Raw genomic sequence first — 16,015 nt, 5'->3', positions numbered from 1 at the left:
CACTCAACAGATGCGACTTTCTGGTCGCACCGTGAATTGCCCACTCTTCCGCCTCTTCAATCGGTGAGTCTTTGAGCATGTCTGAGACGAGCGCCCAGATTGCTGCGGCGCTTTGGTTGGCGTAGATCCAGCGCCCGTGCAGGTGTCCGTTATTGTAGCTGGCTAAGCAGGCGACATAGATTCTGATTTCATGTGTTTGGTCTTTCATTTCACTGATCTCCCGTAGGGTATGGGTTGCACATGCAACCGACGCCTCGTGGCGAACAGCGGGTGTCCAAGCGGAGTGGAAAATCGACGGCGGGCGCAAGGGCTTTGCCCTGAGCCTCGGGAGACCGTCTATTTTTTGCGAAGTGCGGCGAGGGCAGCGCCCTAAGCCCTTGCGCGAGGGATGGACGCCCAATGGCCAAGACCCTTGCGGGCTTGGTTCACGACAACCCGGGCTGGAAGGCGCGCCAGGATGATCTAATCGTGACTGATCTTTGCAAGTGCGATCTTGCGAGCCGCTTTTTTGTTTACATATATAAAGACATAATGGCCGTGTGTGTCTATAAATAGATTGACAAATAAGGTTGACTTGTCTATAAATATACGAACAATTGTGTATGATCTACAGCCATAAATGTGAACGCTATGAGTGTAAAAGACATCGCCAGAAAGCAAATGCTGAGCCGGATCAATGAGACGGCTGCTGCGCCTGTGGGGCAGCTTCATACCCCGAAAGAGGGGTGGATTTCCTTTGTGAGGAAAGCATTGGGCATGTCCGGCGCGCAGCTCGGCAAACGCTTGTCCCTCTCACGCGGACGCATCTCTCAGGCAGAGAAGTCCGAAATTGAGGGCGGCGTGACGCTGCGCTCGATGCATGAGATGGCTGAAGGTCTTGGCTGCCGTTTTGTCTATGCGATCATACCGGAAAGCGGTGATCTTAAGGATGTTATCGAGGCGCAGGCCCGCAAGAGAGCCACTGCGCTTGTGAAGCGCGCGGCAACGCACATGGCCCTGGAAAAACAATCCTTGAGAGATGAGCAGAACAAGGCCGAGATTGAGCGTTTGACCAGAGAGCTGATCCAGAATCCGCCTTCCAACTTCTGGGAGGCGGAATGAACGGAATACTCGGCGAACCCGATGGCGCAACACCGCTTGATCCTGACGAATTGGAGGGATTGAAGTTCGATCACATCACAACGCGCGGCGAATTGGATGAGTTAGAGCAGGCCAATATTCAAGCCGGCCTGTTGTGGCTTGGACGCCGCCGCAAAACCGATATCCTCACGGATGATTTTTTGCGCGAGCTTCACAGGCGGCTCTTTGGCGATGTTTGGGGATGGGCGGGAACATACCGCTTGCGGGAGAAGAATATCGGCATTGATCCGATGATGATCGGGGTGAGTATTCGCCACCTCCTGGGCGATGCTAAATTCTGGGTCGAGAACACCACCTATCCGCCTCTGGAAGCGGCGGCGCGTTTCCATCACCGCCTTGTGCAGATTCATCCATTTGCAAACGGAAATGGACGCCATGCACGGATAGCGGCAGATACCTATCTAACGGAGTGTTTTGAGCATGCGCCGATAGATTGGGAAAACGGTGCAGACCTGACCAACAACAACGAAAGACGGGACGCCTATATCGCGGCGCTCCGCGCTGCCGATGGTCACGATTACGACCCGCTACTGGAATTTGTCGGGTGTGGTGATTGTAACAACGACAATGGTTGATGGAATGGTAGATGGATCAACGACCTCGATGTTGACGTAGTCAATGACTTTTCACCATGCAATTTCACAAACTACTCAGATGGCGATGCTTCGACAAGTGAGCGCACAAGGTCTCTATACGCACATTTTTCTCCTTTGAGGATGGGTTGGACATGAAACCTTGGCTTGTGGCGAACATCGGGTATCCAAGCAGAGTACAAAACCAACGGTGGGCGTAGGCGCTTAGCGCCGAGCCTCGGGGTTCGTCTATTTTTAGGAAGTGCAGTGAGGACAGGTCCGGAAAGAAAATTATCGAATTGCAATGAGAGAAGCAAGCTGGTACAAATAGTGAACGTTTGGTCGTGGTTACAGAAATGTTAACGGAAAGAGAAGATGCTAAGGGCTTTGTTGGGAGGTCAGCATGGCGGAATCGCAAATTGAATGGACAGACTCGACTTGGAACCCAGTTGCAGGCTGTTCGATCATGTCTAGTGGTTGCACGCACTGTTACGCTATGCAGATGGCGAAGCGTCTGGAGGCAATGGGTGTCTCAAAATATGAAGGCCTGACGCGAAAGAGCGGTAAACGCACTGTATGGAATGGTGTGGTTCGCGAAGATCATAGCGCTCTCCAAATTCCGAGACGTTGGAGAAAGCCAAGAAAAATCTTCGTAAATTCGATGAGTGATTTGTTTCATCCTGAAGTGAGCGAAGATTTTATTCGGAAAGTTTGGGATGTGATGGAAGATACACCTCGCCATCACTACCAGATTCTCACTAAGAGACCTGACCGCATGGCCGCGATACTCTCTGACTGGGATCGCCCATCCTTACCGAATGTCTGGTTGGGGACAAGTGTTGAGAATAAAGAGGTTGTCGAACGAGTTGATTACCTGCGGGAAGTTCCCGCAGCTATACGATTTATATCTTTTGAGCCGCTGATTGGTTCAGTAGGCAAAGTTAATCTGAGCAGTATTGATTGGGCGATTGTCGGTGGAGAAAGTGGTCATGCTGCCCGCCCAATCAAAACTGAATGGATCGATGAGATTTATGAGCAATGCCGCGATGCGAAAACGGCATTCTTTTTTAAACAATGGGGTACTTGGGGGGCTGATAACAAAAAACGCTCCAAGAAAGCAAATGGACGTTCTTATCGTGGTAGGACGTGGGATGAGATGCCCACGGCGGTCCTCGTAGCAACATCATAACAGGATTGAGGGGCGAGTGGTTGCAAAAGTATACGAGTGGGAAGATGGCGCTGAGCTTGATGAACACTCCAAGCGTAAACACAAAGTACTCAGAGAGTATTTCTCTGACTACCTGCGCATTCGCTGTCAAAATCCGAACCAAGAGCGATTTCGGATGGCAATCGTGGATGGTTTCTGCGGTGCAGGGAAATATCGATGCGGCGCGCCTGGCTCACCTCTCATTTTTCTGGAAACCCTCTACGCTGTGTCCAATTCCCTAAATATTGAACGAGCGGCGCAAGGCTTAAGAGCTATCCAAATCGATGTTCTTCTAATCCTAAATGACGCGACTCCCGGCGTTGTTGATCTTTGTAAGGAAAACATTGCCGGACAGCTCGGTGAAATCAGGGAACAAGCCGACAAGCTCAATATTGAGGTATTTTATCTGAGCCAGGAGTTCGAGGTAGCATATCCGAGCATCAAGGCCACGATTGAAAATCGTGGTTATAAGAACTCTGTTTTCTTTAATTTGGATCAGTGCGGACATAGTCTCGTTGAGCTTGATACAATTTCAGACATTCTGACTTCTTTTGCTGCGCCAGAAATTATTCTAACGTTCATGATACAGGCGCTTCTTACCTATCTTCCAAAAACAGATCAGGACGCTTTGCAAAGGCGGCTAGAACGATTTGGCGTTAGCGTACCTTCCATAGACAACGTGGAAGAGTGCATGACTAATCAAGCATGGTTAGGTGCTGCAGAACGTACCGTTTACAATGCAATGTCGCGCTTTGGAGTCTATGTCAGTCCCTTTTCGATTAACAACCCCACTGGGTGGCGTTACTGGCTCATTCATTTCGCGAAGAAAACCCGAGCGCGACAAGTCTACAATAACATCCTTCATAGAAACAGCAGTGCGCAGGCCCACTTCGGACGTGCCGGCTTGGATATGCTGCATTATGATCCGAATGAGGATGCGACCTTGTACCTTTTCAAAGATGAGGATCGCAAACGCGCAACCGAGCAACTTTATGATGATATTCCAAGGCGTCTGGCCAATTCAGGGGACGCTATCCAAGTCGAAGACTTCTATCAGGATATCTACAATCACACGCCCGCACATTCGGATGATATTCATCAAGCTATAATCAAAAGTCCGGACTTAACCGTTATTACGCCCAATGGAGGGGAGCGGCGCGTTGCAAATACGATTCATCCTGGCGATACGCTCAAACTTAAGCCGCAGCGCAGCTTTTTCAGCATCCTCTTTCCAAACGGCAAGGCGGATAAAGAGTGATGTTTGATCGATCCCTTTGGGCCGAGCGCTACACAACCGTACCAAGTTGGCCTTGCCCGCGATGCGCTATTGGTCAACTTCAGCTTGTAGAAGGCAGCCTTGTAAATGAAGAAACAGGTTGGTCATCTACAGCACATTCACACGAGGCATGGGAGCCAGACTGGATCGAGAAGAGATACTCAGCACATTTGAGGTGTTCTGATGCTCAGTGCGGTGAGAGAGCTGTAGTCGTCGGCACTGTGAAATGTGATCTTGATTACGGATATGACTATGATGGCCAAACAACGATGGAGGTCGTGGAAATATTCTACCCGGAATTTATCCACCCAAGCCCATCTCTCATTGCGCTCGTAGAAGAAACGCCAACGGATGTTTTTGAAGAAATCCAGAGGGCCTCATCGTTGATTTGGATCGATACGTCTTCGAGTGCAAACAAGCTTCGTCTTGCCGCTGAGCGGGTTCTAACTGCGCTGAAAGTTAACCGCACAAAAATCCAAAAGAGTAAGCGTAGGCCGCTGATGTTGAACGAGCGTATCGGATTGCTTGGACCCCAGTATGCCGAAATCGCCGATCTACTACATTCAATTCGCTTTCTTGGAAATCACGGAAGTCACGAGAGTGCGGTGAGCGTAGATCGTAGTGATTTGCTGAACGCTTTCGAGATTATGGAACATGTGATTAGTATTGCGTTCAGCACCAAAGCCAAGCGAGTAAAAGCAGCTGCGAAGGACATAAAGAGGCGGAAAGGCAAGCCACCCGTACGCAACAAGAAGTCGACCTTATAGGCCTTTGTCGCTTGCGTTGTGTAATTGCTTCAAACCGATGTGCAATAGAAATTCTGTTGGGTATCGGGTCACGAAAGACCTGATCGGTATCCAATTCGCGCAGGGTTGGTCTCAATAAAATTGTCGCGCTGAAAGCGTCTCCATGAAATGGTCAGGGTTTCCAAAGGGGCTTGAAGGCTCCTTGGTCGATGGGTGCAGGGAGAGCGAAGTCTCCTGCTCGGGATCAAACGACGAAAGCGTTTGTCATGGGGTCTTTAGGGGTAGCACGAAGGCTCTCCTGAATGGCGGGTGTCGGGGGCCAAATGCCCTGACGAGTGATTGAACGGCGATACGTTCTGATGGCTCTGGATGGGTTTGTCCCCAGGAAGAGCCAGGGCCGGAGGGATGCAACGGGAACGCGCAGCGGGTTCCCTTGCCAAGGTGTCTGGTATTACCAGACTACACCTTGCGCATCACGCAAATGCCAACCCCGTGCATTGTACTACCAATTTGAACTCTGAACCCTGTCCCACGCACCGAACCGCTTATGACTTCGCCTTCAATACCGATATTCTCAGACTATAGATCGTCATTCGATTTCAGTTTTGCTTTTGCAGCCTGTCTGATCTCTTCCGGCGTCCTTTTAGAAAACCCGCTTTCCTCGGCTGCGATGAGTCGCGCCCGCAATGCTTCTAACTCGGCAGTCCGCTTTTTTTGCTGCTCGCTGATAGCGCTGTTCTCTTCGCTCATGCTCATTTCCGGCCCTCCTTGGCCGTAAGATAATTACCAGTTCATCCCACCATATCTCATGCGCTGTTGGAAAGAATTTCGTGCTTCTGTGGATGCCTTTGCGCGCATGATGGAAGTCTCTCCCCTCAATCAGTTATCATCACCGGATGAGACGGAAACTCAGCAAAGAGCTAAAACGAACAGGGCTGACCCTTCGGGAATTCGGGCATATGGTGGCCCGCAAATATCGCAAACATGTAGAAGCGGAAACGGTCAGGGCGCTTATACAAGAGCAAAGCTCTCAAATTTCCTCCAACGCGTTTGAAGCTCTGCTGTCGATTCTGTCTGCGCTGCCCGATAGACCTGCTCATGTTCCGAAATCGACATACAGCAAGGCATCCAGGCGTATCTCTTTCAATGAGGATATGCGGGTACAGCTCATTGCCGAACTTCAGCGCACACAGATTGTAATTTCTGATCTTGTCAAACGGCTTAAGCATGAGCGGGACCGCAAAGCCCTTGCGCATCGCCTTACGCGATGGAAGCGTGGCACGGTAGACACGGTTCCCGAGGATGAATGGTTGTCGGTGATAGAATATCTGGGAACAATACCGGATGCGATCAAATCTACCCCGTCTGTAACGCCCGTGGAATCGCAAAGCGTGGAGGTGGTGCGTTCCATGCCGCCGATTGCCAAGCCGGCCGGCGCGCAAAAGAAAGCGGCCCTGACGAATATGGATGATACGAGAGCGGTTCCCGACCTCGCCCTCAATGATGTAGGCCCTGCTAAACCCAGAGCGCGCATGAAACGCTATCGTCTCGGGGAGAGCTTAAAGCGGCTCGGCTATATCGTGATTTCCGACGAACTTTATAACCGTCTGCATGAAGAGCGAAAACGCACGCTTCTCTCACCAAGGCGGCTTCTGGCATCGGCAACGCGGCCCCCGCCGGATCTAACCTCAAAACAGGTTCGGGATTGGTTCCTGGGCAATACATTGGCTGCGGAGAAAGAGCATCTGGAGTGGGTGCTTAATGCTTACGCCGATCTGCCGGATGCCAATGATGTGTAAATAGATAAAAGTTGAAATAAATCCAACGAAATATTTACATATTACTAAAAAATACTCCCTATACTGACTAGGAAAGCGAAATGGTGCTGTGCATCAAAGTTCGCTTTTACTTGAAAATTATACAATCGAGCGCGTGAAAAGCCGCTTAAAAAGCCGACAAGCCCGATAAGAGGCAGGCATGGGGAGATATGTGTGGGATGGCAACGCCGGAAAGCAAAATAGAGGAATTTAAGGCCGTAGGCGCGTCGATCGCGGAGCCGATAATTGGAGCGATGGCACCGCCACCGTTAGAAACGCTTGTGAATGCATTTGCGGTGGCGCATGGCGGCGAAAGCCAGCTCTTCCAAACAAACCTTGTGCGTCAGGTCTGGGCGGGGATTATTGATCCGTCACAGATGAGTATCCGTGTGAACGGCGTGGACGCAGCAGCGTTAGCCGCGCAGGTGCAGGCATCAGAGGCCAAGCGGGCAACTGATAATCATATGTTCCTCATCACATTGAGCCAATTGAAGGACGCTATCGAGCGAATGGAGGCTCAGGCTGATGAAATGGAAAAAGGCTTTGAAGAAAAGTACGGGGATAGTTGGCGCGAAGATCTCGCTCTTGAGATTCTGGATGAAGACGAAATCCCGCAACGCATGGATGGTGAAAGCCTGGAGGATTATCGTGAACGCGTAGAACAAGCGCTCATCGATGAGATGATTGATGAGAACGGAAATATTAAGCCGGAATATAGGGATCATCCAAAATACGGAGATCGCGCGGAATGGGCAAAAACGCGTTGGGATATCAGGCAGGCTGAAATCGAAGCGCAGCAGCTGGAAGCGACCTATAACGACCCTGCAGCGACCGAGGCCGAGCGTACAGCAGCGCGTGAAAGCGCATCTCAGGCGGCTGTGAGGCTTGCTAAGCACAATGCCTCCGATGAGGACGTTGCGGCAGAAATGGATGCTGAAATGGATGCCAATACCGATAAACACCTTGAGGTGGCTCCGGCGCTTGATGCGAACAGCTTTATGTCACTGACAGGTCAGACCTAATCGTATGACACCTCAGATATGCTTGCAGTCTGAAGTAGCTCTTGATTGGTTTGAAGATAACGGGCAGCCTTTTGAGTTGAGGGAATTATCTCATCAAGGTTGAGGGGGCCTTCGAATACGTCATCGTAATACAAAGCAAAGCCAGTATGCGGAACGTCATTTTGTTCGAAAAAGAACTCAATATCTTCTATCCCCCCACTGTTCGCAATGTTTGTGAGACCTGTCCTTAACTGCTCAGGTGTGAGGTCGGTTTCAGTTCCCATGTAAACCGCAACACCGATACCCTCCGGATGAATCGCATTCCACGCGGTTGCGGCATTGTCTGCGTTTTCAACATAGCTGATGGTCGTGGCGGCCACCGCTGTTGTTGGCGCTGCGGGGGGAGCATCGTCGGCATGCGCTGCGAAGGGAAGCGACGACGCGGCGAGTGCCAGTAATCCTGCTTGTGCTGTTCGTTTCATGGGCAATAGCCTCAAATTCCATCGGGCTACTGCGCTGTAATCATTTGCAAATTCCGGTCAGAAAAGGACCGTTTTTCTTGCAAGGCAACTGAACTTTGTGTTACGTTCCGTATTGAATAAGAAGTCTTTGATTTAATTGGACTTCACAACAAGTGCGGGTCGTTGCGAATCGTAACCGTGCAAATTCAACAAAAACGGTCGTTTTTTCGGGTGTGTCGCCAGCGTTGCTTTGGTGGCCGCTGGCGTCGTTTCACATGACAAACAAGGACGCCCGAAATGACAAAGACATATGGCTATTACCGCGTCAGCACGGCTGACCAGAATCCTGAGCTGCAAATCAATGCGCTTAAAGATGCGGGTTGCTGTGAAATCCTCGGTGACATTGGGTTCTCCGGCGCGAAGACATCACGCCCTGCATTTGACGAGATCATGAACAAGATTGGCGAAGGCGATAAGCTCGTCGTTTGGCGGCTGGATCGCATGGGCCGCTCGCTCCGACATTTGGTGGAGGTCAATGAGACATTGGCTGAACGCGGGGCGCAGTTCGAGAGCCTGACCGAAAAGCTGGATACCTCAACCCCGATGGGGGAGTTCGTGTTTCATATCCTCGCTGCCGTAGCGCAGCTTGAGCGGCAGATTATTCGGGAGAGAACATTGGCGGGGTTGGCCGTCGCCGCCACGAAGGGGCGGTTTCCTGGGAGACCACGCAAAGATGAAAGGTGGCGCATGGCGGCTTAAACCCCTTCCATGATATTCCGATATGTTAGACACGCGCTATCGACAAATTAGAGGTCAAGATGAGTGACAAAAAGAACCAATCTCGTAGCGAGACATCGGGATACACGGTCCAGCATATTGAGACGTATACGCTTGTTGCTGGCGAGGCTTATAAACCGTGGTATGATGGATGGCAGGGAAAGAGAGTACGGCAGCGTCGTAGTCATGGACCCTGTGGATTCGTTGCGGTTTTACTCAAGGAAACACCAAAGCTCTACATCGCTACGAAAGAGCCGAATGAAGACAGCCCTGTGCATTATAGGATGCATCTAAAGAAGGAACGTTTTCACGTCGAGCCGTGCGCGAATTGTCCAGATTACTGAGAAGCCACATAGGGGCGCTCAAATGTTTCAAAGCGAAATACGAATGATTGCTTGCGCCCACAATTTCAGCTTTTAATCGCCAACACTCAAAAAAAACCGATAATTCAGGTTCTTTTTTTGTGGGGCGGCCTGATAGTCTCCGATTCCGGTCATTGGAGGTTGATGGATGAACATAGAAAACAGGGCCACGCTTTCCAAAGAGTCTTTGGCAACGCTGAACAGCGACCTCTACGATCTGAGCAACAAACTGTTAGCTGCGGATTTGGCCGGCTTGAAACGCTACGGAAAACTCACGGACTCCGAACTTGCACATCTGGTATCCAAGGCCTCGAAGTATACATATCGCGCAAACTCAAAAACCTCCAGCGCACCAAACATTGCGGAAGCAACAATCAAAACCTTCCTTGCTGGCAAAAGGCGTCCACAGAGAAGGATATCGAAGGCGATTCTGGATTTTCTTAGAACATCATTCTCAATTCCACAGCAGGCGTACGTTTTAGATAGCTCACTCGTCTTTCAAGCTAAATCTGAGTCCAGACGTTTTCAGACAAGCCATGCTAGCAAAAAATTGCTGAAACTTGCATCCGGATGGCTCTTGTTCGATTCCGGAATTCGTTCGAACGCATCTGCAATTCAACTAATTCATTTAGAAGACTGGAACGTAATTTTATGTAGGGGGATTCTTGTCTATGATGAAAATTGGGACGCCACTCAAAAATTCTACTTAACTGGTTTTGCGACCGTCACAAGAAACCACATTGTGTTGAATTTGGCGGATCATGAACTCAATAGCTTCATTATATATATTGACGTTTCCATGGGGCCTTTTGATCTTGATGATCAGGTAAGCCAAGAACCCTACTTTGCGATAAAGCAAGTTAGGATGGTTGCCCCTTCACATTACCATATATCAAGAACTCCGATATTTATGAGTCCGAGGGATTTTGAATCGCGCTTACAGTATATTGAAAAATTATCAGATGCTGCATGCAATGAATTCATGCCCATGAAATTTATTCATGTTGGCCCCGTCGAGGCCAAAGTATGCGTGCATTCTGCCGAAATTGACATGGGAACCGCAATTAATAACACCTTCCCACTACTTGTTTCGAATTCACAAAAGCTGCCACTCGAAAATAGAAACACGAAACTCGATGGGATGCTTACTCATAGAAAATTATCTGTTCTGATTCGGCGTGTCGAAGCCGAAATTCGGAGAGACTTCAGCGCAAGAAGTCGAGTATTACAGCAGTTTCCAGAATCGGATATTTTTATTCCCTAGGCAGAATAAACTAGTCCGTATAAAGATCGGTATGTTATACTGAGGCATGGACGTTAGATTTTGCCAGTTATTTCTTATGATATCAAATCGAGAAAATGAGAAATTTCAAAAAAGTATAATATTGCCTGATGATTTGAGGAAAGCAGATCCGTATTTTCAAGGTAGTCTTTTGCAAGAATCCATCAGAAGCGGCAATAGAGAGCTTTTCGAATGGCTTTTGCTTCAAGATGGACATGACTTTGATGTCGTTGATGCCAACAGTAATTCTCTGTTGGATATCTGCGACATGACAGGGCGCTTGGACTGGTGGCCGAAAATTCTTGAATCTTGGGAGCGTCCTGGCGAGCCAATGCCATCTCCTTAAAAAGACAAGAAACTTCCTATGGTTTTTTCTTAGCCCTCCATGTGAGTTTGATTTTATGGATCAACAAGAAACTCAGCGTGGGAGTCTAATTTGAGCATGTGTGTTGGATGTATTTCGAGGCAATACTGCAAGCGTCTAATTTCACCGATTTTCAGAGATGATGAATTACGGCGTCCATTCTTTCAGGCTGACTTAAAAGCCTTCCTGCTCGTCTACACATTCAAGCACCGCCTTTGCTTTAGCCAATGGCATGAACATCTGTGTGGGTTGTATCGGGACTACAGAGGATGGATATCTGACCAGGCTGGCGATGAAGTTTTTCTGGATATGGAAGTCTTCGAGCATCCCAATATCCGTGAATGGTTTCGTGACTACATCCGACCAGTACCGCTCGGCGTGAGGCCCCGATTGCGCAGAGAAAGCAAGGAACGGGTTCGCACCCTTGCTACCATTATGCGAGCCTATCATCCCGAAGAGGCGATGATGTGGGGCGTCCGCGCGGCCAATGACAATTAGTGCGAAGACGATCTTATTCAATGTCCTCAAATTGGAGCGCTTCGGCGCTCTTTTTTTGTTTATCGCCCTGACCGCGGGTTAGCGGCTGATACCTCTTTCGTCGAGCCAAGTTGCTCGGCAATCGAAAGGGACTGCCATGCTCACAAATGAGAAACACAAGGCCGCTGGGCAGTCGATCTTTATGGGATCGGTTGTTGGGTTGGCCAATACGCTTGCGGCGGTTGCGACATTTATTGGTGCGCCGCCGTTGTACGGGAGAACCGTGGAAATTGTGCAGGATTTTACGTCCAACAATTACGGCCACGGATATCAAGACGTAACGGCTTTCGCTTGGGGCGTGGTTTGCGCTGCACTCGTTTTCTTCGTCTCCCGCGCATCAATTTCAACCGCGTTGGTAATGGGCGGTCTCGCGCTCGCCAGCCGCATGTTCTGAAAAGAAAGGAGGTAAATCATGGCTAAATACGAACACGACCGATCAATCCACCTGTTCAAGAAAAAGAAAAATGACAACGGTTGGATGTGGGCCGTCGGCATTGTGGTCTTTCTGATCATTCTCGCCGCTGCGTAAGCGGGCAATTCAACTCATCAGGGCCGCCATTTTGGCGGCCCTTTTCTTTTGGAGACACCACAATGAAATTACGAGACAACCAAGCCGAACGTTTCGGCTCAGCCGCTTTTAGCATTGAGCAGGATCTCCGCCGTGCCGGTATGCTCAAGCAACATCCGCACTCGCTTCTGATCGGATTCTTGGGCAATGCGCCAATTTGGTATAGTGGCGCTGGTGGGCTGCTTCTGATTGCAGGCGCGCGGGGCGGAAAATTACGTGATTTGCTTTCCTATAATCTGTGTGCGGGCATCCACTCGCCTTCGATGCTTGTGCTGGATATGAAGGGCGAGCTGGCCGCGATTAGTCAAAATCAGACTGTGGACCAAAAACACTGCATCTATTGGAACCCTGCGGGCTTGCACGGCTTGCCGCAGCATCGGATCAACCCTGTCGATTTTGTGCGTATTGGAAGCCCTAGCCTGATCTCAGATGTCAAAGTATTGGCGCATAATCTTATCCCGCCTTCTGTGCGTTCGAATGCCGACTATTTTGAAGGGCGGGCGCGCGAATTTCTCGAAGGTATTATCCTGACACTGGTTCGATTGCATGGCGTTTTGACCTTCAAGCACCTCTATGATGCCGTGAATCTCATTCCAGGGGGCGGCGAGAAATGGCTCGATTTTGCGTTCGAGATGAGCCAGTCAGGCTTTGCGATCTCCGAGCGTATCGAAGAAGAGATTGCCAATGCGCGCGTGGATGGCGCAAGCACAGGCTATCAGGGGATTGTGGGGGAACTCTTCAAGGCACTATCGCCGCTATCTGATCCCGTCCTTATGGACGCTGTTTCTCCGCCTTTTGATTTTTCGATGGAGCAACTGTGCAGCGAGCAAGCGGTGCAGCTCTATATCATGCCACCTGCCGAATTTATCGAGCCGTGGGCGCCCGTGATCAAAGCCTTGTTCGTGGCGGGGATGATCTATAAGGCACGCATGCCGCAAGCCCCGCGCCAGACATGGATTTTGGATGAGTGCGCGCAGCTAGGCGGCTTTCCTCTGGTGGAGAAGCTGTTCACTTACGGCGCAGGGATTGGCATCCGTCCGTGGGCGGTGCTTCAATCCGTCTTTCAGATGGATCGTTTGGGTGGCGGCGCAAAAAACATCATCACTTCAAGCGCGCAAATCCAAAGCTACTTCGCTGTTCGTGATATCGATACCGCGCAGGCCGTGTCACGCATGCTTGGTTCGCAAACGCTCGAATATGATGATGAGCTGATGCAACAACGCGCGCGCCATGCCAAGCATCAGGCGATGCAGTCATTGATAAACGGCGGCGACCCCTTTGCCGCAGGCATGAGTATGGCGCATCATGCGCGGGAAGCGCAGCAAAAGAGTAAACAGCACCGCTTGCTCCGTACCGCCGATGAAGTGCTGAACACGCCTAAAGACCAGCAATATATCTTCACGGATGATCTTCCCAAGCCACTGCTTTGTAACCGTAAGCCCTATTACGAGCAGCGTTTCATGGCGGGGCGCTATCACCCCAATCCGTATCACCCTCCGCAGACCCGCGTGCGTGTTAAGACCCGCTGGGGCCATGCTTGGCGGCGTGTCGTCACAGAACCCGTGCCGGAGCGTTTTGCTCACTATCCGCAATACGCAAACGGCCTCTGGTCCCGCATTGAAGACTAATCCTCATTCAAGGAGCCATAGAATTGAGCCACCCGAAAATGGTCACATCTGCTGAAGCGGATCGGCTTGAGAGGCATCGCGCCGTGCCGGATGCGATTCCAACGCTTACACCAGGCGGAAGCCTCCAATACCAAACCGACTATGACATGCAGCGCATGCGGGAGCGAAGGATTGCTTTCATCCGCACTCGTTTGGCGCAGCAATCGGAGAAGAGCCACCGCGATCACAGGCAGGCTGTTTCTCACGACCCGTTTTAACCCCACCCACTCAATCAGGAGACATGATGAAAGAAGACAAAGCAAACACCCCTCAGAACAGTGAGAGTGCCCCCAATTTTGTTTTGCGTGATGGCGCGTTGCGCAGCGCGACATGGAGAAGCGAGGGAGAGTACGGCCCGCTTTTTAATACCCGTATCACCAAGCTCTATCGCGATGAGGATGGCAATCCCCGTGAGACTGCAACGCTTAACTCGAAAGACCTTCTTCAAGTCAGCGAGCTTGCCCGTGAAACCCATCGGGAAGTGCTGATGCGCAGGCGTGCGCATTCTCAAGAAAAACAAAAGTCAGAAACGAGAGATGAACAACGGGATTTTGCCGAAGACTGGCATGATGAGGAAAGCTCCCGCCAGGACATTGCGCGCGAGCGTTTCAAGGAGGAGCGCAAGCCCTCACGCGGCGCACGCCGTGCTAAACCGCGAGATAGGGCGGCCCGCTGAGAAGCGGGCCTAAAGCCACTTAGATTCTTCTTGCCAAAATTCAAAAGTGAGCGTATGTTCACTTTATGTTCTTTTTGCCCTTGGCGATCCCGTCACAGTGCAACGCAAGAAGAGGAAAGGACGAAACGAATGAAATCACCCTAGACGACAAGGACAACAAAAACGATGGCAAAGGACCACGCAAAGGAGACTATTCACCCACCTCCGCACAAAGAGGGTAAGACACGCGCAGCGGTAGGCGCGGATAAGACAATTCAAAGCGATACGAAACGCGTTGAATTTGACTACGACAAGTATGCAGACTTCTTGGCTGACGCCGATTTGAGCGAGGCCCAGAAGCTGGAACTTCTTCAAGCAATCTGGAACATCATGAGCGAGTTCGTCATGCTCGGATTTGGTGTTCATCCTATTCAGCAAGCCTGTGGAAAAGTCGATTTTGAGGACACGGCGCCCCCAAAGTCGCGGTCAATTCTGCTAGGCTCTGAGCATAAGCACCTCATAACTGAATTTGATGATGTCGCTGCTCATTTGGATGAAGCGGCTCAGGAAGGAGTCGAGGCATGACCAGAGCGCACTACCATTCAACCAAACCACAAAAGGCTGTCATTTACTGCCGTGTTTCGAGCAAGTCTCAGAGTACGGAAGGAAGCGGTCTGGATTCACAAGAGCATCTTTGCCGCGAGCATGCCGCCAGTAAAGGCTATGAGGTCGTTGCTGTCTTTCCTGACGATATCAGCGGCTATGGTGATTTTATGAAACGCCCCGGCATGGTGGCGCTTCTCAAGTTTCTCGATGATAATCCGTTCGATAATTTCGTGGTCATCTTTGATGATCTGAAACGCTACAGCCGCGATACGGAATTCTATCTCAAGCTCAAACGTGAGATGGAAATGCGCGGAGCTATCCGCGAATGCCCGAACTTCAATTTCGAAGACACGCCGGAATCCAAATTCGTTGAGACCGTGCTTGCGGCTCAAGGGGAGTTGGAGCGCGAGCAGAACCGCCGTCAGGTTCTCCAGAAAATGAAAGCCCGTGTAGAGCAAGGCTATTGGGTGTTTCACGCGCCTAAGGGCTACATCTATCAAAAGGCCCAATCTGGCGGGAAAGTGCTTGTTCCTGATCCTGTACTTGGCCCGATTGTGAAAAGCGCTCTGGATGGGTTTGCATCAGGCCGCCTTGGTTCGCAGGTCGAAGTTCAGCGCTTCCTTCAATCTCAGCCCGAGTTCGCTGCGCAGTCTCCCAAAGGGCGTGTGCGCCCGCAGGCCATCGTCCGACTTCTCAGCAACCCCGTCTATGCGGGGATGGTCTATGCCAAAGTCTGGGGCGTGTCGTTGCGTCCAGGCAAGCATGAAGGGCTTGTCTCGCCCACAACGCACCAGAAGATTTTGGAAATTCTTGAGCGCGGTGTCTATGCGCCCTCGCGCGTTGATACGACCGAGAAATTTATCCTGCGCGGGGCGGTAAGCTGCGCCTCATGTGGCAAGCCCATGACGGCGGGACACTGCAAGGGCAAGACCAAGACCTATGCCTATTTCTGGTGTGCGCAGAAAGGTTGTGATCAG

The 16,015-nt window shown here is 50.7% G+C and carries 19 protein-coding genes and 1 pseudogene; 16 read left to right on the top strand and 4 right to left on the bottom strand.

Translation table 11 applies throughout. The features are described from left to right. The coding region (locus tag HY36_RS09285) for an antirestriction protein ArdA (RefSeq protein ID WP_035551660.1) at window positions 1–208 on the bottom strand (208 nt) is incomplete at its 3' end. A gap of 422 nt (window positions 209–630) precedes the next feature. Here HY36_RS09285 and HY36_RS09280 point away from each other — a divergent pair. The 5 genes from HY36_RS09280 (at window position 631) to HY36_RS18135 (ending at window position 4,962) form a co-directional block, all read left to right on the top strand. Beyond that, window positions 631–1,101: a mobile mystery protein A gene (locus HY36_RS09280; protein ID WP_035551657.1), complete on the top strand. Its 471-nt coding sequence runs from the start codon at window positions 631–633 to the stop codon at window positions 1,099–1,101. Continuing rightward, complete coding sequence (locus HY36_RS09275) at window positions 1,098–1,715, top strand: mobile mystery protein B (protein WP_035551656.1); 618 nt, start codon at window positions 1,098–1,100, stop codon at window positions 1,713–1,715. Before HY36_RS09280 ends, HY36_RS09275 begins: the two co-directional genes overlap by 4 nt. Before the next feature lie 400 nt (window positions 1,716–2,115). Beyond that, a complete protein-coding gene (locus HY36_RS09270; RefSeq protein ID WP_035551654.1) occupies window positions 2,116–2,901 on the top strand; it encodes a DUF5131 family protein in 786 nt (261 codons plus the stop codon). A 16-nt stretch (window positions 2,902–2,917) separates the two neighbouring features. Continuing rightward, complete coding sequence (locus tag HY36_RS09265) at window positions 2,918–4,177, top strand: three-Cys-motif partner protein TcmP (RefSeq protein ID WP_035551651.1); 1,260 nt, start codon at window positions 2,918–2,920, stop codon at window positions 4,175–4,177. Continuing rightward, window positions 4,177–4,962, top strand: a complete 786-nt coding sequence (locus HY36_RS18135) for a DUF4145 domain-containing protein (protein ID WP_081806127.1) — start codon at window positions 4,177–4,179, stop codon at window positions 4,960–4,962. The genes HY36_RS09265 and HY36_RS18135 overlap by 1 nt, the downstream gene beginning before the upstream one ends. Window positions 4,963–5,520: 558 nt before the next feature. On the opposite strand, the gene HY36_RS18370 is transcribed toward HY36_RS18135, so the two are convergent. Further along, window positions 5,521–5,697, bottom strand: coding sequence for a hypothetical protein (locus HY36_RS18370; RefSeq protein ID WP_155841827.1), 177 nt, complete (start codon window positions 5,695–5,697; stop codon window positions 5,521–5,523). Window positions 5,698–5,837: 140 nt separating this feature from the next. Between HY36_RS18370 and HY36_RS09255 the strand changes: the two genes are divergently transcribed. Together HY36_RS09255 and HY36_RS09250 are read left to right on the top strand one after the other, a co-directional pair. Continuing rightward, entirely contained in the window at window positions 5,838–6,740 is a 903-nt protein-coding gene (locus tag HY36_RS09255; protein ID WP_162175975.1) for a hypothetical protein, read from the top strand. 197 nt (window positions 6,741–6,937) lie between these two features. Continuing rightward, a complete protein-coding gene (locus HY36_RS09250) occupies window positions 6,938–7,780 on the top strand; it encodes a hypothetical protein (protein ID WP_035551642.1) in 843 nt (280 codons plus the stop codon). Here HY36_RS09250 and HY36_RS09245 read toward each other — a convergent pair. Next, window positions 7,777–8,241, bottom strand: a complete 465-nt coding sequence (locus tag HY36_RS09245; RefSeq protein WP_035551640.1) for a hypothetical protein — start codon at window positions 8,239–8,241, stop codon at window positions 7,777–7,779. The genes HY36_RS09250 and HY36_RS09245 overlap by 4 nt on opposite strands. 276 nt (window positions 8,242–8,517) lie before the next feature. Between HY36_RS09245 and HY36_RS09240 the strand changes: the two genes are divergently transcribed. The 3 genes from HY36_RS09240 (at window position 8,518) to HY36_RS09230 (ending at window position 10,987) form a co-directional block, all read left to right on the top strand. Beyond that, the gene (locus HY36_RS09240; RefSeq protein ID WP_051602667.1) at window positions 8,518–8,979 is read left to right on the top strand and encodes a recombinase family protein; all 462 of its coding nucleotides are present in this window, start codon (window positions 8,518–8,520) and stop codon (window positions 8,977–8,979) included. Between the two features lie 528 nt (window positions 8,980–9,507). Next, entirely contained in the window at window positions 9,508–10,623 is a 1,116-nt protein-coding gene (locus HY36_RS09235) for a hypothetical protein (protein WP_035551638.1), read from the top strand. Between the two features lie 76 nt (window positions 10,624–10,699). Continuing rightward, entirely contained in the window at window positions 10,700–10,987 is a 288-nt protein-coding gene (locus HY36_RS09230; RefSeq protein WP_155841825.1) for a hypothetical protein, read from the top strand. A gap of 192 nt (window positions 10,988–11,179) precedes the next feature. Here the strand turns inward: HY36_RS09230 and HY36_RS18365 are convergent, their stop codons facing one another. Continuing rightward, window positions 11,180–11,524, bottom strand: a complete 345-nt coding sequence (locus HY36_RS18365) for a hypothetical protein (RefSeq protein WP_035551633.1) — start codon at window positions 11,522–11,524, stop codon at window positions 11,180–11,182. 115 nt (window positions 11,525–11,639) lie between these two features. Between HY36_RS18365 and HY36_RS09220 the strand changes: the two genes are divergently transcribed. The 6 genes and pseudogenes from HY36_RS09220 to HY36_RS18880 form a co-directional block, all read left to right on the top strand. Continuing rightward, window positions 11,640–11,936, top strand: coding sequence for a hypothetical protein (locus tag HY36_RS09220; protein WP_035551630.1), 297 nt, complete (start codon window positions 11,640–11,642; stop codon window positions 11,934–11,936). A gap of 197 nt (window positions 11,937–12,133) precedes the next feature. After that, window positions 12,134–13,738, top strand: a complete 1,605-nt coding sequence (locus HY36_RS09215) for a type IV secretory system conjugative DNA transfer family protein (RefSeq protein WP_035551628.1) — start codon at window positions 12,134–12,136, stop codon at window positions 13,736–13,738. Window positions 13,739–13,761: 23 nt separating this feature from the next. After that, a complete protein-coding gene (locus tag HY36_RS18525; protein ID WP_162175974.1) occupies window positions 13,762–13,995 on the top strand; it encodes a hypothetical protein in 234 nt (77 codons plus the stop codon). A 26-nt stretch (window positions 13,996–14,021) separates the two neighbouring features. Continuing rightward, window positions 14,022–14,453 (top strand): hypothetical protein, encoded by a 432-nt coding sequence (locus HY36_RS09205; RefSeq protein WP_035551623.1) that lies wholly within the window; start codon window positions 14,022–14,024, stop codon window positions 14,451–14,453. Window positions 14,454–14,618: 165 nt separating this feature from the next. Continuing rightward, entirely contained in the window at window positions 14,619–15,017 is a 399-nt protein-coding gene (locus tag HY36_RS09200; RefSeq protein WP_035551621.1) for a hypothetical protein, read from the top strand. After that, a pseudogene (locus tag HY36_RS18880) lies at window positions 15,014–16,009 on the top strand (recombinase family protein); the annotation flags it as partial. The gene HY36_RS09200 and the pseudogene HY36_RS18880, both read left to right, overlap by 4 nt. Window positions 16,010–16,015: the final 6 nt, after the last annotated feature.

This window comes from Hyphomonas atlantica corrig. (assembly GCF_000682715.1).
In the GTDB taxonomy this organism is placed as follows: Bacteria; Pseudomonadota; Alphaproteobacteria; order Caulobacterales; family Hyphomonadaceae; genus Hyphomonas; species Hyphomonas atlantica.
Note: the sequence above shows the minus strand (reverse complement) of the source record. Positions and strands in the feature narration are given on the sequence as shown.